Annotated in this window: 20 protein-coding genes; 18 read left to right on the forward strand and 2 right to left on the reverse strand. The window is 62.3% G+C overall.

Annotation, left to right across the window (positions count from 1 at the left end):
- Positions 1-6 precede the first annotated feature (6 nt).
- Positions 7-1,110: a DNA polymerase III subunit beta gene (dnaN, locus tag WFQ67_RS02570; protein WP_337056091.1), complete on the reverse strand. Its 1,104-nt coding sequence runs from the start codon at positions 1,108-1,110 to the stop codon at positions 7-9.
- 38 nt (positions 1,111-1,148) lie between these two features.
- Entirely contained in the window at positions 1,149-2,612 is a 1,464-nt protein-coding gene (dnaA, locus tag WFQ67_RS02575) for a chromosomal replication initiator protein DnaA (protein WP_213627395.1), read from the reverse strand.
- 525 nt (positions 2,613-3,137) lie between these two features.
- On the opposite strand from dnaA, the gene rpmH reads away from it, so the two are divergent.
- The 18 genes from rpmH to WFQ67_RS02665 all read left to right on the forward strand — a co-directional run bounded on the left by rpmH (position 3,138) and on the right by WFQ67_RS02665 (position 19,132).
- Positions 3,138-3,272, forward strand: a complete 135-nt coding sequence (gene rpmH / locus WFQ67_RS02580; RefSeq protein WP_021217136.1) for a 50S ribosomal protein L34 — start codon at positions 3,138-3,140, stop codon at positions 3,270-3,272.
- Between the two features lie 14 nt (positions 3,273-3,286).
- On the forward strand, positions 3,287-3,691 hold the full coding sequence (gene rnpA, locus WFQ67_RS02585) for a ribonuclease P protein component (RefSeq protein WP_111259234.1): 405 nt from the start codon (positions 3,287-3,289) through the stop codon (positions 3,689-3,691).
- Positions 3,684-3,929 carry a membrane protein insertion efficiency factor YidD gene (gene yidD, locus WFQ67_RS02590; RefSeq protein ID WP_337056092.1) on the forward strand — a complete coding sequence of 82 codons (246 nt, stop codon included), beginning with the start codon at positions 3,684-3,686 and terminating at the stop codon, positions 3,927-3,929. Before rnpA ends, yidD begins: the two co-directional genes overlap by 8 nt.
- A 2-nt stretch (positions 3,930-3,931) precedes the next feature.
- On the forward strand, positions 3,932-5,644 hold the full coding sequence (yidC, locus tag WFQ67_RS02595; protein ID WP_337056093.1) for a membrane protein insertase YidC: 1,713 nt from the start codon (positions 3,932-3,934) through the stop codon (positions 5,642-5,644).
- An 84-nt stretch (positions 5,645-5,728) separates the two neighbouring features.
- On the forward strand, positions 5,729-7,096 hold the full coding sequence (mnmE, locus tag WFQ67_RS02600) for a tRNA uridine-5-carboxymethylaminomethyl(34) synthesis GTPase MnmE (protein WP_337056094.1): 1,368 nt from the start codon (positions 5,729-5,731) through the stop codon (positions 7,094-7,096).
- A gap of 500 nt (positions 7,097-7,596) precedes the next feature.
- Positions 7,597-9,489 (forward strand): tRNA uridine-5-carboxymethylaminomethyl(34) synthesis enzyme MnmG, encoded by a 1,893-nt coding sequence (gene mnmG / locus WFQ67_RS02605; protein WP_337056095.1) that lies wholly within the window; start codon positions 7,597-7,599, stop codon positions 9,487-9,489.
- Positions 9,489-10,136: a 16S rRNA (guanine(527)-N(7))-methyltransferase RsmG gene (gene rsmG / locus WFQ67_RS02610; protein ID WP_213627390.1), complete on the forward strand. Its 648-nt coding sequence runs from the start codon at positions 9,489-9,491 to the stop codon at positions 10,134-10,136. The genes mnmG and rsmG overlap by 1 nt, the downstream gene beginning before the upstream one ends.
- Positions 10,137-10,151: 15 nt before the next feature.
- Positions 10,152-10,940 carry a ParA family protein gene (locus WFQ67_RS02615; protein ID WP_111259228.1) on the forward strand — a complete coding sequence of 263 codons (789 nt, stop codon included), beginning with the start codon at positions 10,152-10,154 and terminating at the stop codon, positions 10,938-10,940.
- A gap of 9 nt (positions 10,941-10,949) precedes the next feature.
- Positions 10,950-11,822: a ParB/RepB/Spo0J family partition protein gene (locus WFQ67_RS02620; RefSeq protein ID WP_213627389.1), complete on the forward strand. Its 873-nt coding sequence runs from the start codon at positions 10,950-10,952 to the stop codon at positions 11,820-11,822.
- 147 nt (positions 11,823-11,969) lie between these two features.
- Positions 11,970-12,377: a F0F1 ATP synthase subunit I gene (locus WFQ67_RS02625; protein WP_337056096.1), complete on the forward strand. Its 408-nt coding sequence runs from the start codon at positions 11,970-11,972 to the stop codon at positions 12,375-12,377.
- 16 nt (positions 12,378-12,393) lie between these two features.
- Positions 12,394-13,263 carry a F0F1 ATP synthase subunit A gene (atpB, locus tag WFQ67_RS02630; protein ID WP_111259225.1) on the forward strand — a complete coding sequence of 290 codons (870 nt, stop codon included), beginning with the start codon at positions 12,394-12,396 and terminating at the stop codon, positions 13,261-13,263.
- A gap of 190 nt (positions 13,264-13,453) precedes the next feature.
- Positions 13,454-13,711, forward strand: a complete 258-nt coding sequence (gene atpE, locus WFQ67_RS02635; protein ID WP_003457994.1) for a F0F1 ATP synthase subunit C — start codon at positions 13,454-13,456, stop codon at positions 13,709-13,711.
- A 48-nt stretch (positions 13,712-13,759) separates the two neighbouring features.
- Entirely contained in the window at positions 13,760-14,230 is a 471-nt protein-coding gene (locus WFQ67_RS02640) for a F0F1 ATP synthase subunit B (RefSeq protein WP_111259224.1), read from the forward strand.
- Positions 14,231-14,242: 12 nt separating this feature from the next.
- Complete coding sequence (locus tag WFQ67_RS02645) at positions 14,243-14,779, forward strand: F0F1 ATP synthase subunit delta (RefSeq protein ID WP_337056097.1); 537 nt, start codon at positions 14,243-14,245, stop codon at positions 14,777-14,779.
- Between the two features lie 21 nt (positions 14,780-14,800).
- Positions 14,801-16,345 (forward strand): F0F1 ATP synthase subunit alpha, encoded by a 1,545-nt coding sequence (gene atpA, locus WFQ67_RS02650; protein WP_173174604.1) that lies wholly within the window; start codon positions 14,801-14,803, stop codon positions 16,343-16,345.
- 50 nt (positions 16,346-16,395) lie between these two features.
- On the forward strand, positions 16,396-17,256 hold the full coding sequence (atpG, locus tag WFQ67_RS02655) for a F0F1 ATP synthase subunit gamma (protein ID WP_111259221.1): 861 nt from the start codon (positions 16,396-16,398) through the stop codon (positions 17,254-17,256).
- Positions 17,257-17,286: 30 nt separating this feature from the next.
- The gene (gene atpD / locus WFQ67_RS02660) at positions 17,287-18,663 is read left to right on the forward strand and encodes a F0F1 ATP synthase subunit beta (RefSeq protein WP_111259220.1); all 1,377 of its coding nucleotides are present in this window, start codon (positions 17,287-17,289) and stop codon (positions 18,661-18,663) included.
- A gap of 43 nt (positions 18,664-18,706) precedes the next feature.
- Positions 18,707-19,132 carry a F0F1 ATP synthase subunit epsilon gene (locus WFQ67_RS02665; protein WP_111259219.1) on the forward strand — a complete coding sequence of 142 codons (426 nt, stop codon included), beginning with the start codon at positions 18,707-18,709 and terminating at the stop codon, positions 19,130-19,132.
- Positions 19,133-19,185 lie beyond the last annotated feature (53 nt).

Consider the following 19,185-nt stretch of genomic DNA (forward strand, 5'->3'; position numbering starts at 1 on the left):
GAGTGGTTACAGGCGCATCGGCATGACGACGTAAGCGGAGTCGTCGTTGCCCGCTTCCTGGAGCAGGGCGCTGCTGTTGGAGTCGGAGAGGATCAGACGCACCTGGTCAGTGGTCATCACACCCAGAACGTCCAGCAGGTAGCTGACGTTGAAACCGATTTCCAGGTTGCTGCCGTTGTACTCGACGGCCACTTCTTCCTCGGCCTCTTCCTGCTCCGGGTTGTTGGCCTGGATCTTCAGCAGGCTGGAGGCGAGCTGCAGGCGAATGCCCCGGTACTTCTCGTTGGAAAGAATCGCGGTGCGGCTGAACGCTTCGCGCAGTGCCTGGCGATCACCGACCACAAGCTTGTCGCCACCGCGAGGCAGCACACGCTCGTAATCGGGGAACTTGCCGTCCACCAGTTTGGAGGTGAAGGTGAACTCGCCAGTGGTAGCGCGGATGTGGTGATGACCGAGCACGATGCGTACCTCACCGTCCTGCTCGGTGAGCAGGCGGGCCAGTTCGAGGATGCCCTTGCGCGGCACGATGACCTGGTGACGGTCGGCCTGCTCGATGCCGGACTCCATGGAGCACATCGCCAGGCGGTGGCCATCGGTGGCGACGGCACGCAGCAGGTTGGCGCTGACTTCCAGCAGCATGCCGTTCAGGTAGTAGCGGACGTCCTGCTGGGCCATGGCGAAACTGGTGCGCTCGATGAGACGACGCAGCTTGCTCTGTACCAGGCTGAAGGTGAGGGAACCCGGGCCTTCCTCGACTGTGGGGAAGTCGTTGGCCGGCAGGGTGGACAGGGTGAACTTGCTGCGCCCGGCCTTGATCAACAGTTTCTGCTCATCGACGCGGATGTCGATGAGCGCGTCGCTCGGCAGGCTCTTGCAGATGTCCATCAGCTTGCGCGCCGGTACGGTGATCTCGCCAGGCTCGGCGGTCTCTTCCAGGGTCACTCGGCCAACCAGCTCGACTTCGAGGTCGGTGCCGGTCAGCGACAGCTGTTGGCCTTCGACCACCAGCAGGACGTTGGATAGAACCGGCAAGGTCTGGCGGCGCTCGACGACGCCGGCGACCAGTTGCAGGGGTTTCAACAGGGCTTCGCGTTGAATGGTGAAATGCATGGTCTAGTCCCTTGCCTCAATGGGCTGCGCTTGAGCTATCAAGTGGTGAGCGTACGCAGCAGGTTCTTGTAGTCCTCGCGGATATCCGCGTCGGATTCCCTGAGTTCCGCAATCTTACGACAGGCGTGCAGAACTGTGGTGTGGTCTCGTCCGCCAAAGGCGTCGCCGATCTCCGGCAGGCTGTGGTTGGTCAGCTCCTTGGAAAGGGCCATGGCCACCTGGCGTGGACGCGCCACCGAGCGCGAGCGGCGCTTGGAGAGCATGTCCGAGATCTTGATCTTGTAGTACTCGACCACCGTGCGCTGGATGTTGTCGATGCTGACCAGCTTGTCCTGCAGGGCCAATAGGTCCTTGAGCGACTCGCGGATCAGCTCGATGGTGATATCGCGTCCCATGAAGTGGGCGTGGGCAATCACCCGCTTCAGTGCACCTTCCAGCTCACGGACGTTGGAACGGATGCGTTGGGCGATGAAGAACGCGGCATCGTGCGGCAGGTCGACCTTCGCCTGCTCGGCCTTCTTCATCAGGATGGCGACGCGGGTCTCAAGTTCGGGCGGCTCGACGGCAACGGTCAGGCCCCAGCCAAAGCGGGACTTGAGCCGCTCCTCCAGGCCTTCGATCTCCTTCGGATAGCGGTCGCTGGTGAGGATCACCTGCTGGCCGCCCTCAAGAAGGGCGTTGAAGGTGTGGAAGAACTCCTCCTGGGAGCGCTCCTTGCGGGCGAAGAACTGGATGTCGTCGATCAGCAGCGCGTCAACCGAACGGTAGAACCGCTTGAACTCGTTGATCGCGTTCAGCTGCAGCGCCTTGACCATGTCCGCCACGAAACGCTCGGAATGCAGGTAGACGATCTTGGCGTTGGGGTTCTTCTTCAGCAGGTGGTTGCCCACCGCGTGCATGAGGTGCGTCTTGCCGAGGCCAACGCCGCCATAGAGGAACAGCGGGTTGTATCCGTGCTTGGGGTTGTCGGCGACCTGCCAGGCCGCCGCACGGGCCAGCTGGTTGGACTTGCCCTCGACGAAGTTCTCGAAGGTGAAGGTACGGTTCAGGTAGCTGGTGTGCTTGAGCGCACCTTCAACCTGCACCGCGCGCTCGGTGCGCACGGCCGGAGGAGCGGATACCGAGGCGAGGGGATCGAAACCGCCACGGGAGTCTTCCACCGTCTCGACCCGCTGCGCGGCGACCGGTGCCACGGGGGGCGCCGCCATGACCGGAGGGGCGGAGAGAGGGACCGGCGCCACACGCGGCGGCATGCTGCGCTTGCTACCTATTAATAAGGAGAGGGCGGGTGCAAGCCCGTTGCCACGCTCACCGAGCAGTTCGAGAAGGCGCCCCATGTACTTTTCATTGACCCAGTCCAGCACGAAACGGTTGGGCGCATAGACACGAAGCTCGTCTCCCTCGGCCTCAACCTGCAGCGGGCGGATCCAGGTGTTGAATTGCTGGGCGGGCAGCTCGTCACGCAGTAGCTCGACGCACTGCTGCCAAAGTTCCACTGACACGGATATCCCCCAAAAGGAAAGGAGTACGACGCGAAAAAACAGGCGTCATTGTAGCTGCCGGGGAAAAAGTTATCCACATGAAGAACGCCATTTCACCAAGGAAAATCAAGACGTTATTGGATATCTACGTGCCATTGCAAAGATGCCGGAACTTTGTGGATAACCACGCAACAACCCTCTGGACAACCGCCCCCTGGACCCGGTGTATAACCTGCCTGTGGGCAACTCGGGCATTCATACCCAGGCTGTACCCAGCCGACGCACAGGTCGATCACCGCTTCCGGACAGCCTTATCCTTTGGTCAAGGTCATGGCTCACTAGGCTTTGCCCGGCTTTTCCACAGGTCTGGACCTGCACAAGAGTTATAAACAAAACGAGTCTTTCTTAAGTACTCTTTTCTTTCTTACATATTTTGATCGGAAGAGTTGGTTGGAAATTGACCTGCCCGCGCTGTTTCTCTAGAATCCCCGGTCTCTTTAAACGGGGGCCACTTCCGGCCCGTTGTGATCAACCAGGTAAAGCATCATGAAACGCACTTTCCAACCCAGCACCATCAAGCGCGCTCGTGTACACGGTTTCCGTGCCCGCATGGCTACCAAGAACGGCCGTGCAGTCCTGTCGCGTCGTCGCGCCAAGGGCCGCAAGCGCCTGACCGTCTGATTCACCCGGAACAGGTGGTGAGTCGAGGCTTCGGCCGGGAAAAGCGTCTGCTGGTTCCCCGGCAATTCAAGGCAGTCTTCGACTCCCCTACCGGCAAGGTTCCCGGCAAGAACGTCCTGCTGCTCGCGCGCGACAACGCTCTGGATCATCCCCGCCTCGGTTTGGTGATCGGCAAGAAGAGCGTCAAGCTTTCAGTCGAACGCAATCGCCTCAAACGCCAGATCAGAGAGTCCTTCCGTCACAACCTCGAGTTGCTGGCTGGCTGGGACATCGTGATCGTGGCGAAAAAAGGCCTGGGCGATCTGGAGAACGAAGAGCTGAGTCATCAGTTCGGCAAGCTCTGGAAACGCCTCGCCCGCAGCCGGCCTCGCCCTGAATCCACGACCGAATCAGGGGTGGCCGACAGTCCCCATGCGTAAACTGGCCCTCGTTCCGATCCAGTTCTACCGCTATGCCATCAGCCCGCTGATGGCCAGCCACTGTCGCTTCTATCCCAGCTGTTCCTGCTACGCGCTTGAGGCCATCGAGAACCATGGTCTCCTGCGCGGTGGCTGGCTGGCCGCGCGTCGGCTCGGCCGCTGCCACCCCTGGAATCCCGGTGGCTACGACCCGGTTCCGCCCGTAAAAACCTCCCAACCCCCTTCGATGGCCGAGTAATCATGGATATTCAACGCTCGATCCTGATCGTCGCCCTGGCAATCGTGTCCTACCTGATGGTTCTCCAGTGGAACCAGGACTACGGCCAGGCCGCCCTGCCGACCGCCAGCGCACCCGCCGCCAATACCGCGACGCTGCCTGACACCGCAACGCCGGCACAGCAAGCAGCCAATGACGACGTCCCGACCGCCGACAACACCGAGCACAGCGCACCTGCCGCAGCCCAGGTGGCGCCGAGCAACGAGCTGATCCGCGTCGAAACCGACGTGCTCAACCTGGCCATCGACCCCAACGGCGGCGACATCGTCCAGCTGACCCTGCCGAAGTTCCCGCGCCGCCAGGATCGCCCTGACGTTCCGTTCCAGCTGTTCGACAACGGCAACGAGCGCCTGTACCAGGCCCAGAGCGGCCTGATCGGCACCAACGGTCCCGACGCTCGCAGCAGCGGCCGCCCGCTCTACAGCGCTGCCCAGCGCCAATACAAGCTGGCTGACGGCCAGGATCAGTTGGTGGTCGAACTGACCTTCAGCGAAAACGGCGTCAACTACGTCAAGCGCTTCACCCTGACCCGCGGCAAGTACGACCTCCAGGTCGCCTACCGCATCGACAACCAGAGCGCCCAGGCCTGGAACGGCAGCATGTACGCGCAGCTCAAGCGCGACGGCAGCGCCGACCCGTCCTCCAGCACCGCGACCGGCGTATCGACCTACCTCGGCGCTGCCGTCTGGACCCCCAGCGAGCCCTACAAGAAGATCTCCATCAAGGACATCGACAAGCAGGACGAGAAGCGCCGCGAGGGCAACCCCGACGCCTGGTTCAAGGAAAGCGTGAGCGGTGGCTGGGTCGCCTGGCTGCAGCACTACTTCGTCACCGCCTGGGTCGCCGACAAGGGCCAGACCAACGTCATCCAGACCCGCAAGGATCCGAAAGGCAACTACATCGTAGGCTTCGTCGGTTCCAGCCTGAGCGTCCCCGCCGGGGCCCAGGGCGAAGCGTCGGCCACCCTGTATGCAGGCCCGAAGGTGCAGAACCACCTGAAGGAGCTTTCCCCGGGCCTGGAACTGACCGTCGACTACGGTTTCCTGTGGTTCATCGCCCAGCCGATCTTCTGGCTGCTGCAACATATCCACAGCATCCTCGGCAACTGGGGCTGGTCGATCATCGTCCTCACCGTACTGATCAAGCTCGCCTTCTTCCCGCTCTCGGCCGCCAGCTACAAGTCCATGGCCCGCATGCGCGCCGTGTCGCCCAAGCTGCAGGCCCTGAAGGAGCAGTTCGGTGACGATCGCCAGAAGATGTCCCAGGCGATGATGGAGCTGTACAAGAAGGAGAAGATCAACCCGCTCGGCGGCTGCCTGCCGATCCTCGTGCAGATGCCGGTGTTCCTCGCCCTCTACTGGGTACTCCTGGAAAGCGTCGAGATGCGCCAGGCACCGTGGATGTTCTGGATCACCGACCTGTCGATCAAGGACCCGTTCTTCATCCTGCCGATCATCATGGGCGCCACCATGTTCATCCAGCAGCAGCTGAACCCGACGCCGCCGGACCCCATGCAGGCCAAGGTGCTGAAGCTGATGCCGATCATCTTCACCTTCTTCTTCCTCTGGTTCCCCGCCGGCCTGGTGGTGTACTGGGTGGTCAACAACTGCTTGTCCATCGCCCAGCAGTGGTACATTACCCGCCGGATCGAAGCTGCGAGCAAGGCGGCGGCCTGACCGCCCACCTTCGCCAACGCTTGAAAAGACGCCCCCTCTGTGGGGCGTCTTGCTATCCGCCCCACGCAGATCGAGGTTCACGCCATGAACGCTCCCCGTGAAACCATCGCCGCCGTCGCCACCGCCCAGGGTCGTGGCGGCGTCGGCATCGTCCGGGTCTCGGGCCCGCAGGCATCGCATATCGCCCAGGCCGTGGCCGGGCGCCAGCTCAAGCCCCGCTATGCCCACTACGGTCCCTTCCACGATGCCAGCGGCGCGACCCTGGACGAAGGGCTGGCGCTCTACTTCCCCGGGCCCAACTCCTTCACCGGAGAAGACGTGCTCGAGCTTCAGGGCCATGGCGGCCCGGTGGTACTCGACCTGCTGCTGCGCCGCTGCCTGGAACTTGGCGCCCGCCAGGCACGCCCGGGTGAGTTCAGCGAGCGCGCCTTCCTCAACGACAAGCTCGACCTGGCCCAGGCCGAAGCCATCGCCGACCTGATCGAGGCCAGCTCCGAACAGGCCGCCCGCAACGCGCTGCGCTCGCTGCAGGGCGAGTTCTCCCGGCGGGTCCATGCCCTGACCGAGAAGCTGATCCAGCTGCGCATCTACGTGGAAGCCGCTATCGACTTCCCGGAGGAGGAAATCGATTTCCTCGCCGACGGCCATGTACTCGGGCTGCTCGACGGTGTGCGCGAAAATTTATCCACAGTCCTGCGCGAGGCCGGGCAGGGCGCATTGCTGCGCGAAGGCATGACCGTGGTCATCGCCGGGCGGCCGAACGCCGGCAAGTCCAGCCTGCTCAACGCACTCGCCGGGCGCGAGGCGGCCATCGTCACCGACATCGCCGGTACCACCCGGGACGTATTGCGCGAACATATCCACATCGATGGCATGCCACTGCACGTGGTGGACACCGCCGGCCTTCGTGACACCGACGACCATGTGGAAAAGATCGGCGTGGAGCGGGCCCTCAGGGCGATCGCGGAAGCGGATCGCGTGCTGCTGGTGGTCGATGCCACATCCGCCGAGAGCGCCGATCCGTTCGCGCTGTGGCCCGAATTCCTCGACAGCCGACCGGATCCGGCCAAGGTGACCCTCATCCGCAACAAGGCGGACCTCTCCGGCGACACCATCGACCTGCAAAGCAGTGCCGACGGCCACGTGACCCTGAGCCTCTCGGCCCGCTCAGGCGACGGCCTGGAACTGCTGCGCGAGCACCTCAAGGCCTGCATGGGCTACGAACAGACTGCGGAAAGCAGCTTCAGTGCACGTCGGCGCCACCTGGAAGCACTGCGCCAGGCCAGCGCCCACCTGGAACACGGGCGCAACCAGCTCACGGCAGCCGGTGCCGGTGAACTGCTGGCGGAGGATCTGCGCCACGCGCAGCAGTCCCTTGGAGAAATCACCGGAGCCTTCAGCTCGGACGATCTGCTCGGGCGGATCTTCTCAAGCTTCTGCATCGGCAAATAGCCCGCAGCTGCTCCAGGCACAGCCACCTCCGGGTGGCTTTTTTATGGCGCATGGATTTATACATGGCGAAACAAACCCTGTGCATAACCACGCCTGAACCCAGTCCATAAGCTTGAGGATAACAGGCGGTATAACAGGCCTGTGGGTAAGTCATCGTTTCATCCACAGGACCTCCACGGCTTACCCGGAGGAAACGGTCAGCTTCAGCACAGGCTTATCATTGCCTGCAGAGCTCTTGGATATTGGGCTTGAGGTAGTTATCCACAAAATTCGTCCACACCATTCATATAAACAATGAACAAGCTCTATAAGAATTCTTTCTCTCTTATTTTCTATTGGCTCGAAGCCTGGGAAACGAAAGCGATCGAATAGATGAAGCAGAAGGACTCCTCCGAGTGGTTGGCTATTTTTTGTGCAGAAGGCTTCATTCACCGAGGGGAAGTCCCTATACTTGCCGCCTTCCCTGATTACCCATCTACAGAACAGGCACGAGGTGCGTGGTGGATTTCCCTTCCCGTTTTGACGTGATCGTTATCGGCGGCGGCCATGCCGGCACCGAGGCTGCCCTGGCGGCCGCGCGCATGGGGGTCAAGACCCTGCTGCTGACGCACAACGTCGAGACACTCGGCCAGATGAGCTGCAACCCCGCCATCGGGGGCATCGGCAAGAGTCATCTGGTCAAGGAGATCGATGCGCTCGGCGGTGCCATGGCCGTCGCCACCGACCTCGGCGGTATCCAGTTCCGCGTATTGAACAGCCGCAAGGGACCGGCGGTACGTGCCACCCGTGCACAGGCCGACCGCGTTCTGTACAAGGCCGCTATCCGCGAGATCCTCGAGAACCAGCCGAACCTGTGGATATTCCAGCAGGCATGCGACGACCTGATTGTGGAAAACGATCAGGTGAAAGGCGTCGTCACCCAGATGGGCCTGCGCTTCCACGCGGAATCCGTGGTGTTGACCACAGGAACATTCCTCGGCGGACTTATCCACATCGGCCTGCAGAATTACTCAGGCGGTCGTGCCGGCGATCCGCCGTCCATCGCCCTGGCCAAACGCCTTCGCGACCTGCCCCTGCGCGTCGGACGCCTGAAGACCGGCACGCCGCCGCGCATCGATGGCCGTTCGGTGGACTTCTCGGTCATGACCGAGCAGCCCGGCGACACGCCGATCCCGGTGATGTCCTTCCTCGGCAACAAGGAGCAGCACCCGCGCCAGGTCAGTTGCTGGATCACCCACACCAACGCACGCACCCACGAGATCATCGCCAGCAACCTGGATCGCTCGCCGATGTACTCCGGAGTGATCGAAGGCGTCGGTCCGCGCTACTGCCCGTCGATCGAGGACAAGATCCATCGCTTCGCCGACAAGGACAGCCACCAGGTGTTCCTGGAGCCCGAGGGCCTGACCACCCACGAGCTGTACCCGAACGGTATCTCCACCTCGCTGCCGTTCGACGTTCAGCTGGACATCGTCCGCTCCATCCGTGGCATGGAGAACGCCCACATCGTGCGTCCCGGGTACGCCATCGAGTACGACTACTTCGACCCTCGCGACCTCAAGTACAGCCTGGAGACCAAGGTCATCGGCGGCCTGTTCTTCGCGGGTCAGATCAACGGCACCACCGGCTATGAAGAAGCCGGCGCCCAGGGCCTGCTCGCCGGCGCCAACGCCGCGCTGCGCGCCCAGGGCAAGGAAGCCTGGTGCCCTCGTCGCGACGAGGCCTACATCGGCGTACTGGTCGACGACCTGATCACCCTGGGCACCCAGGAGCCCTACCGCATGTTCACTTCGCGCGCCGAGTACCGGCTGATCCTGCGCGAAGACAACGCGGACCTGCGCCTCACCGAGAAGGGCCGCGAGCTCGGCCTGGTCGATGACCGCCGCTGGAGCGCGTTCGAGGCGAAGCGCGAGGGCATCGCCCTCGAAGAGCAACGCCTGAAGAGCACCTGGGTACGTCCGGGCACGCCCCAGGGCGATGCCATCGCCGCGCGCTTCGGCACGCCGCTGACCCATGAGTACAACCTGCTCAACCTGCTGAGTCGCCCGGAGATCGACTACGCCGGCCTGGTGGAAGTGACCGGCCAGGGTGCGCAGGACCCGCAGGTTGCCGAGCAGGTCGAGATCAAGACCAAGTACGCCGGCTACATCGACCGCCAGCAGGATGAGATCGCCCGCCTGCGCGCCAGCGAGGACACCCGGCTGCCGGCTGACCTCGACTACGCGACCATCTCCGGCCTGTCCAAGGAGATCCAGCACAAGCTCGGCCTCAGCCGTCCGGAAACGCTGGGCCAGGCTTCGCGCATCCCCGGAGTCACCCCGGCGGCCATCTCGCTGCTGATGATCCACCTGAAGAAGCGCGGCGCCGGTCGCCAACTGGAGCAGAGCGCCTGATGTCGCAGGTCACCTCTCGCCACGCCGACGAACTGTCCCGTGGTGCGCAGCAACTCGCAGTCGAACTTTCCGCCAACCAGCAGGAACTGCTGCTGGCCTACCTGGCGCTGCTGATCAAGTGGAACAAGGCCTACAACCTCACCGCGGTGCGCGACCCGGACGAGATGGTCTCGCGCCACCTGCTCGACAGCCTCAGCGTCGTGCCCCATGTGGCCGCGCTGGGCGACCACTGGCTGGACGTCGGCAGCGGTGGCGGCATGCCGGGCATTCCGCTGGCCATCCTATTCCCTGATCGGCGCTTCACCCTGCTCGACTCCAACGGCAAGAAGACCCGCTTCCTCACCCAGGTGAAGCTGGAACTCAAGCTGGCCAACCTCGAAGTTATCCACAGTCGGGTCGAGGCCGTTCAGCCCGAGCGCCCCTTCGCCGGCATCATTTCCCGCGCCTTCAGCTCGCTGGAGGACTTCGCCAACTGGACCCGTCACCTGGGCGATGGCGACACCCGCTGGCTGGCGATGAAGGGCGTGCACCCCAGCGACGAGCTGGTCGCACTGCCGGAAGACTTCCGCCTTGAAGCCGAGCACGCCCTGGCGGTTCCCGGTTGCCAAGGCCAGCGCCATCTGCTGATACTGCGCCGCACGGAATAAGGGGGAAAGGCAGCCATGGCCAAGGTATTCGCGATCGCCAACCAGAAAGGTGGAGTGGGCAAGACCACCACCTGCATCAACCTGGCCGCCTCGCTGGTCGCGACCAAGCGCCGCGTGCTGCTGATCGACCTCGACCCCCAGGGCAACGCGACCATGGGCAGCGGCATCGACAAGCACGCCCTGGAGAACTCGATCTACGACGTGCTGATCGGCGAGTGCGACCTGGCCGAGGCCATGCAGTTCTCCGAGCACGGCGGCTACCAGCTATTGCCGGCGAACCGCGACCTGACCGCCGCCGAAGTCGCCCTGCTGGAAATGAAGATGAAGGAGAGCCGGCTGCGCTATGCGCTGGCGCCGATCCGCGAGAACTACGACTACATCCTCATCGACTGCCCGCCGTCGCTGAACATGCTGACCATCAACGCTCTGGTCGCCGCCGACGGCGTGATCATCCCCATGCAGTGCGAGTACTACGCGCTCGAAGGGTTGTCGGATCTGGTCAACAGCATCCAGCGCATCGGCCAGCTGCTCAACCCGAGCCTGAAGATCGAAGGCCTGCTGCGCACCATGTACGACCCGCGCATCAGCCTTACCAACGATGTCACCGCCCAGCTCAAGGAGCATTTCGGCGACAAGCTGTACGACGCCGTCATCCCTCGTAACGTCCGCCTCGCCGAGGCCCCCAGCTTCGGCATGCCGGCGCTGGTCTACGACAAGCAATCCCGTGGCGCCATCGCCTACCTGGCGCTGGCCGGCGAGCTGGTTCGCCGCCAGCGTGCGAACGCCAAAACCGCTACCGCATAAGGAAACCGCATGGCAGCGAAAAAAAGAGGTCTGGGCCGCGGCCTGGACGCCCTGCTGGGCGGCACTACCCCCACCGTCCTGCAGGAGGAGGCCGCCAAGGCCGACACTCGCGAGCTGCAGAATCTCCCTCTGGAACTGATCCAGCGTGGCAAGTACCAACCCCGTCGTGACATGGACCCCACCGCCCTCGAGGAGCTGGCCCAGTCCATTCGCGCCCAGGGCGTCATGCAACCCATCGTGGTACGCCCCATCGACGGGGGACGCTTCGAGATCATCGCCGGTGAACGTCGCTGGCGTGCCAGCCACCAGGCCGGCCTGGAACGCATCCCCGCCCTGGTGCGCGAGGTGCCGGACGAAGCCGCCATCGCCATGGCGCTGATCGAGAACATCCAGCGCGAAGACCTCAACCCGATCGAGGAAGCCGTCGCCCTGCAGCGGCTGCAGCAGGAATTTCAGCTGACCCAGCAGCAGGTAGCCGAGGCGGTCGGCAAATCGCGCGTGACCATCACCAACCTGCTGCGCCTGATCGCCCTCCCCGAGGAGATCAAGACCCTGCTTTCCCATGGCGATCTGGAAATGGGCCATGCCCGTGCATTGCTCGGATTGCCGGCCGAACAGCAGGTCGAAGGGGCGCGACATGTTGTCGCACGAGGCCTGACCGTGCGCCAAACCGAGGCACTGGTACGCCAGTGGCTGAGCAGCAAGGACAAAGCTGTCGAACCGGTCAAGGCCGATCCGGACATCAGTCGCCTCGAACAGCGCCTCGCTGAGCGGTTGGGCGCTCCGGTGCAGATCAAGCACGGCCAGAAGGGCAAGGGCCAACTGGTCATCCGCTACAACTCCCTCGATGAGTTGCAGGGCGTTCTGGCCCACATCCGTTGAAACATTTGGCCATGTAGCGCGCGGTCGGAATTCACTACCCGGCAGTTGAACAGGGGGTATTCCGCCCCTATACTCTGCGCGCAATTTTGTCGGCACAAACTATGCCAAGTTATTGATTCGAGGCGCCGACTCAGAGGACCCGCTGCGATGGACATACGCACGCAAAACCGCCTGCCCTTCCATCGCCTTCCGGTATTCCCGGTACTGCTGGCCCAACTGGTCGTGTTGCTGCTAGCCGCTGTCGTTCTCTGGCAGTGGCACGATGGCGTAGCGGGATATTCTGGTCTGTGCGGTGGCCTGGTCGCCTGGGTGCCGAACATGTACTTCGCCCACAAGGCGTTCCGTTTCAGCGGGGCGCGGGCGGCTCAGGCGATAGTCCGGTCTTTCTATGCCGGCGAGATGGGCAAGATGATTCTGACGGCGGTGCTGTTCGCACTGACGTTCGCAGGCGTGAAACCCCTGGATGCACCGGCGGTATTCGGTGTCTTCCTGCTGACCCAGGCGGTCAGCTGGTTCGCTCCCCTGCTGATGAGAACAAGATTTTCGAAACCTTAGGGCGTTTGAGGCAAACATGGCAGAGCAAACCGCTTCGGGCTATATCCAGCACCACCTGCAAAACCTGACTTTCGGTAAACTGCCGTCCGGCGAATGGGGCTTCGCCCACACTGCCGAGCAAGCCAAGGAAATGGGCTTCTGGGCTTTCCACGTGGACACCCTGGGCTGGTCCATCGCCGTCGGCCTGCTGTTCGTGATCCTCTTCCGCCTGGCTGCCAAGAAGGCCACCTCCGGCATCCCCGGCGGCCTGCAGAACCTGGTCGAAGTCATGGTCGACTTCGTCGACGGCAGCGTGAAGGACACCTTCCACGGCCGTAACCCGCTGATCGCCCCGCTGGCGCTGACCATCTTCGTCTGGATCTTCCTGATGAACGCCATCGACCTGGTGCCGGTGGACTGGATTCCGGTCCTGGCTGCCAAGATCAGCGGCAACGAGCACCTGTTCTTCCGTGCCGTACCGACCACCGACCCGAACGCCACCCTGGGCATGGCCCTGTCGGTCTTCGCGCTGATCATCTTCTACAGCATCAAGGTCAAGGGCATCGGCGGCTTCATCGGCGAGCTGACCCTGCATCCCTTCGGCAGCAAGAACATCTTCGTTCAGATCCTGCTGATCCCGGTGAACTTCCTGCTCGAGTTCGTGACCCTGGTGGCCAAGCCGATCTCCCTGGCCCTGCGTCTGTTCGGCAACATGTACGCCGGCGAGCTGGTGTTCATCCTGATCGCCGTGATGTTCGGCGCCGGCATGATCCTGCTGAGCGGCCTGGGTATCGCACTGCAGTGGGCGTGGGCCGTGTTCCACATCCTGATCATCACCCTGCAGGCCTTCATCTTCATGATGCTGACCATCGTCTACCTGTCGATGGCACACGAAGACAACCATTAAGAACGCAGCTCGCACCTGATGTCCTTCTCCCACGGGAGAAGGTGCCCGAAGGGCGGATGAGGGTGCGAGGTTCGAGATGGTCCCGCGTCGGTCGACGCGGGAAGCCCGAAAGGGCAGCTGGAAACTAGTCGATTTCGTTTTACCGCTTCACTTAAACCTTAACCAACACGACATAAAGTCGGGAGGAAAAATGGAAACTGTAGTAGGTCTCACTGCGATCGCCGTTGCTCTGCTGATTGGCCTGGGTGCCCTGGGTACCGCTATCGGCTTCGGTCTGCTGGGTGGCAAGTTCCTGGAAGGCGCTGCTCGCCAGCCGGAAATGGTCCCGATGCTGCAGGTCAAGATGTTCATCGTTGCCGGCCTGCTGGACGCCGTGACCATGATCGGCGTTGGTATCGCTCTGTTCTTCACCTTCGCTAATCCGTTCATTGCTCAGGTAGCCCAATAATCCTCTTCGCAGAGGATTGGACTGACAACGAACGAGCGAGGTGTTGGCGTGAACATTAATGCAACCCTGATCGGCCAGTCCGTCGCGTTCTTCATCTTCGTACTGTTCTGCATGAAGTTCGTGTGGCCTCCGGTCATCACGGCACTGCGCGACCGTCAGAAGAAGATCGCCGACGGCCTGGACGCTGCCAATCGCGCGGCTCGTGACCTGGAGCTGGCCCACGAAAAAGTGGCCCAGCAACTGCGCGAAGCCAAGGCCCAGGCAGCTGAAATCATTGAGCAGGCCAAGAAACGCGGTACCCAGATCGTCGACGAAGCTCGCGATCAGGCCCGTGTGGAAGGCGAGCGACTGAAGTCGCAGGCTCAGGCCGAGATCGAGCAGGAACTGAACAGCGTCAAAGACGCGCTGCGCGCCCAACTGGGTAGCCTGGCCGTCGGCGGTGCCGAGAAGATCCTGGGTGCCACTATCGATCAAAACGCGCACGCGGAGCTGGTTAACAAACTGGCCGCCGAAATCTAAGCGAGGGCGATCATGGCAGAACTGACCACGCTGGCCCGACCTTACGCCAAGGCTGCTTTCGAGTACGCCCAGGCCCATCAGCAGCTGGCCGCCTGGTCGGCCATGCTAGGCCTGGCCGCTGCGGTGTCCCAGGACACCACCATGCAGCAAGTGCTCAAAGCCCCGCGTCTGACGAGCGAAGAAAAAGCCATCACCTTTGTCGAGGTGGTTGGTGACAAGTTCGATGCACCGGCGAGTAATTTCGTCCACATCCTGTCCGAGAACAGCCGCCTCGTGCTGCTGCCGGAGATCGCCAACCTGTTCGAGCTGTACAAGGCCGAGCAGGAGAAGTCGATCGATGTGGAAGTCACCAGTGCCTTCGCATTGAACACTGAACAGCAAGACAAACTCGCCAAGGTTCTCAGCGCACGGCTCAGCCGGGAAGTGCGTCTGCACGCCGCGGAGGATGCCAGCCTTATAGGCGGTGTCGTCATCCGCGCCGGCGACCTGGTTATCGATGGCTCGGTTCGCGGTAAGCTCGCGAAACTGGCCGAAGCGTTGAAATCTTGAGTTTGAAGGGGCAGCAGAGCAATGCAGCAACTCAATCCTTCCGAAATTAGTGAAATCATCAAGGGGCGCATCGAGAAACTCGACGTGTCCTCCCAAGCCCGTAACGAAGGCACCATCGTCAGCGTGTCCGACGGTATCGTGCGTATCCATGGTCTGGCCGACGCTATGTACGGCGAGATGATCGAGTTCCCCGGTGGCGTCTATGGTATGGCGCTGAACCTGGAACAAGACTCCGTGGGTGCCGTGGTCCTCGGCAGCTACCTGACCCTCGCCGAAGGCATGAGCGCCAAGTGCACCGGTCGCATCCTGGAAGTACCGGTCGGTCCGGAACTGCTGGGCCGCGTGGTCGATGCCCTGGGCAACCCGATCGATGGCAAAGGCCCTCTGAACAACGTCGCCACCGACGCTGTCGAGAAGGTCGCGCCGGGCGTGATCTGGCGTAAGTCGGTCGACCAGCCGGTACAGACCGGCTACAAGTCCGTCGACGCCATGATCCCGGTAGGCCGTGGCCAGCGCGAGCTGATCATCGGTGACCGTCAGATCGGCAAGACCGCCCTCGCGGTCGACGCCATCATCAACCAGAAGAACAGCGGCATCCGCTGCGTCTACGTTGCCATCGGTCAGAAGCAATCGACCATCGCCAACGTGGTTCGCAAGCTGGAAGAGAACGGCGCCCTGGCCAACACCATCGTGGTGGCTGCCTCGGCTTCCGAATCCGCTGCGCTGCAGTTCATCGCACCGTACGCCGGCTGCACCATGGGCGAGTACTTCCGCGACCGCGGCGAAGACGCGCTGATCGTTTATGACGATCTGTCCAAGCAAGCCGTTGCCTACCGCCAGATCTCCCTGCTGCTGCGCCGCCCGCCGGGCCGCGAAGCCTACCCGGGCGACGTGTTCTATCTCCACAGCCGTCTGCTGGAGCGCGCTTCCCGCGTTTCCGAAGAGTACGTCGAGAAGTTCACCAATGGCGCCGTGACTGGCAAGACCGGTTCCCTGACCGCTCTGCCGATCATCGAAACCCAGGCCGGTGACGTTTCCGCGTTCGTTCCGACCAACGTGATCTCCATCACCGACGGTCAGATCTTCCTGGAATCCGCCATGTTCAACTCGGGTATCCGTCCGGCCGTCAACGCCGGTATCTCGGTATCCCGCGTCGGTGGCGCAGCCCAGACCAAGATCATCAAGAAGCTGTCCGGTGGCATCCGTACCGCCCTGGCCCAGTACCGTGAGCTGGCGGCTTTCGCCCAGTTCGCCTCTGACCTGGACGAAGCGACCCGCAAGCAGCTGGAACACGGTCAGCGCGTTACCGAGCTGATGAAGCAGAAGCAGTACGCGCCCATGTCGATCGCCGACATGTCGCTGAGCCTGTACGCGGCCGAACGTGGCTTCCTGCAGGACATCGAAGTCGCCAAAGTCGGCGCCTTCGAGCAGGCCCTGATTGCCTACTTCAACCGGGATCACGCCGCTCTGCTGGCGAAGATCAACGAGAAGGGTGACTTCAACGACGAAATCGACGCAGGCCTGAAAGCCGGCATCGAGAAGTTCAAAGCCACCCAAACCTGGTAAGCCGCAGCGGGCGTCGCAAGACGCCCGCCTGCTAACCCGATAGGTGTCAAATGGCAGGCGCAAAAGAGATTCGCAGCAAGATTGCGAGCATCAAAAGCACGCAAAAGATCACCAGCGCCATGGAAAAGGTGGCCGTCAGCAAGATGCGCAGGGCTCAAATGCGCATGGCTGCCAGCCGTCCCTATGCGGAGCGTATCCGTCAGGTGATTGGTCATCTGGCCAACGCCAACCCGGAGTACCGCCATCCGTTCATGATCGAGCGTGAAATCAAGCGCATCGGTTATGTCGTGGTGAGCAGTGACCGTGGTCTGTGCGGTGGCTTGAACACCAACCTGTTCAAGGCCCTGGTCAAGGACATGTCGGCGAACCGCGAGAAGGGCGTGGAGATCGATCTCTGCGTGATCGGCAGCAAAGGTGCGGCATTCTTCCGCAACTTCGGCGGCAACGTCGTCGCAGCCATCAGCCAACTCGGCGAAGAGCCTTCGATCAACGACCTGATCGGCAGCGTCAAGGTGATGCTGGATGCCTACCTGGAAGGTCGTATCGACCGTCTCTCGGTGGTATCCAACAAGTTCATCAACACCATGACCCAGAAGCCCACCGTGGAGCAGCTGGTTCCGCTGGTGGCAGATGCCGACCAGGATCTCAAGCACCACTGGGACTATCTCTACGAACCCGACGCCAAAGAGCTGCTGGACGGCCTGATGGTGCGCTACGTGGAGTCGCAGGTGTACCAGGCGGTCGTCGAGAACAACGCAGCCGAACAAGCGGCGCGGATGATCGCGATGAAGAACGCCACTGACAACGCCGGTGACCTGATCAGCGAACTTCAGCTGGTCTACAACAAGGCCCGTCAGGCTGCGATCACCCAAGAGATCTCGGAAATCGTCGGCGGCGCTGCCGCGGTTTAAGAACGGTTCAAATATTCAGAGGACCAAATGATGAGTAGCGGACGTATCGTTCAAATCATCGGCGCCGTCATCGACGTGGAATTCCCGCGTGACCAGGTACCGAACGTCTACGAGGCGCTGAAAGTTCAAGGCGCCGAAACCACCCTCGAAGTTCAGCAGCAGCTGGGCGACGGCGTGGTACGTACCATTGCGATGGGTTCGACCGAAGGCCTGAAACGTGGCCTGGACGTCGGCAGCACTGGCAAGGCCATCTCCGTACCGGTGGGCAAAGCGACCCTCGGCCGGATCATGGACGTGCTGGGCAACCCGATCGACGAAGCCGGCCCCATCGGCGAAGAAGAGCAGTGGGAAATCCACCGCCCCGCGCCGTCCTACGCCGAGCAAGCTGGCTCCAACGAGCTGCTGGAAACCGGCATCAAGGTAATCGACCTGGTCTGCCCTTTCGCCAAGGGCGGCAAGGTCGGCCTGTTCGGTGGCGCCGGTGTCGGCAAGACCGTGAACATGATGGAACTGATCCGTAACATCGCCATCGAGCACAGCGGTTATTCCGTGTTCGCCGGTGTGGGTGAGCGTACTCGTGAGGGTAACGACTTCTACCACGAGATGAAGGACTCCAACGTTCTGGACAAGGTGGCCCTGGTATACGGCCAGATGAACGAGCCGCCGGGCAACCGTCTGCGCGTTGCACTGACCGGCCTGACCATGGCCGAGAAGTTCCGTGACGAAGGCCGTGACGTTCTGCTGTTCGTGGACAACATCTACCGCTACACCCTGGCCGGTACCGAAGTATCCGCGCTGCTGGGTCGTATGCCGTCCGCTGTGGGTTACCAGCCGACCCTGGCCGAGGAAATGGGCGTTCTGCAAGAGCGCATCACCTCCACCAAGACCGGTTCGATCACCTCGATCCAGGCCGTATACGTTCCTGCGGACGACCTGACCGACCCGTCCCCGGCGACCACCTTCGCCCACCTGGACGCCACCGTCGTTCTGTCCCGTGACATCGCGTCCCTGGGTATCTACCCGGCCGTTGACCCGCTGGACTCCACCTCTCGCCAGCTCGACCCGCTGGTGATCGGTCAGGACCACTACGACACCGCTCGCGGCGTCCAGTACGTCCTGCAGCGCTACAAGGAACTGAAGGACATCATCGCGATCCTGGGTATGGACGAACTGTCCGAAGCGGACAAGCAGCTCGTATCCCGTGCTCGTAAGATCCAGCGCTTCCTGTCCCAGCCGTTCTTCGTGGCCGAAGTATTCACCGGTTCGCCCGGCAAGTACGTCTCCCTGAAGGACACCATCGCTGGCTTCAAAGGCATCCTCAACGGCGACTACGATCACCTGCCCGAGCAGGCGTTCTACATGGTCGGCGGCATCGAAGAAGCCATCGAGAAAGCGAAGAAACTGTAACCCCCTGGGCGCCCGGCAACGGGCGCTTACGTGAGGCAAGCGTATGGCTATTACTGTCCATTGCGATATCGTCAGCGCCGAAGCGGAGATCTTCTCCGGTCTGGTGGAGATGGTGATTGCGCACGGCAACCTCGGCGATCTTGGTATCGCGCCGGGCCACGCCCCGCTGATCACCGACCTCAAGCCGGGCCCGATCCGCGTGGTGAAGCAGGGTGGCGAGGAGGAGGTGTACTACATCTCCGGTGGTTTCCTCGAAGTTCAGCCGAACATGGTGAAGGTCCTGGCCGACACCGTTCTGCGCGCTGGTGACCTGGACGAAGCGGCTGCTCAGGAGTCCCTCAAGGCTGCTGAGAAGGCCCTGCACGAGCAGGGCGCGGAGTTCGATTACTCCGCTGCTGCTGCTCGTCTGGCCGAGGCTGCGGCCCAACTGCGCACCGTCCAGCAGATCCGCAAGAAGTTCGGCGGCTGATCCCGCGCTCTTCATCGCAAGCGAGTAAAAGGGTAGCCTTGGCTACCCTTTTT

This window comes from Pseudomonas sp. USHLN015 (genome assembly GCF_037153275.1).
In the GTDB taxonomy this organism is placed as follows: Bacteria; Pseudomonadota; Gammaproteobacteria; order Pseudomonadales; family Pseudomonadaceae; genus Metapseudomonas; species Metapseudomonas tohonis.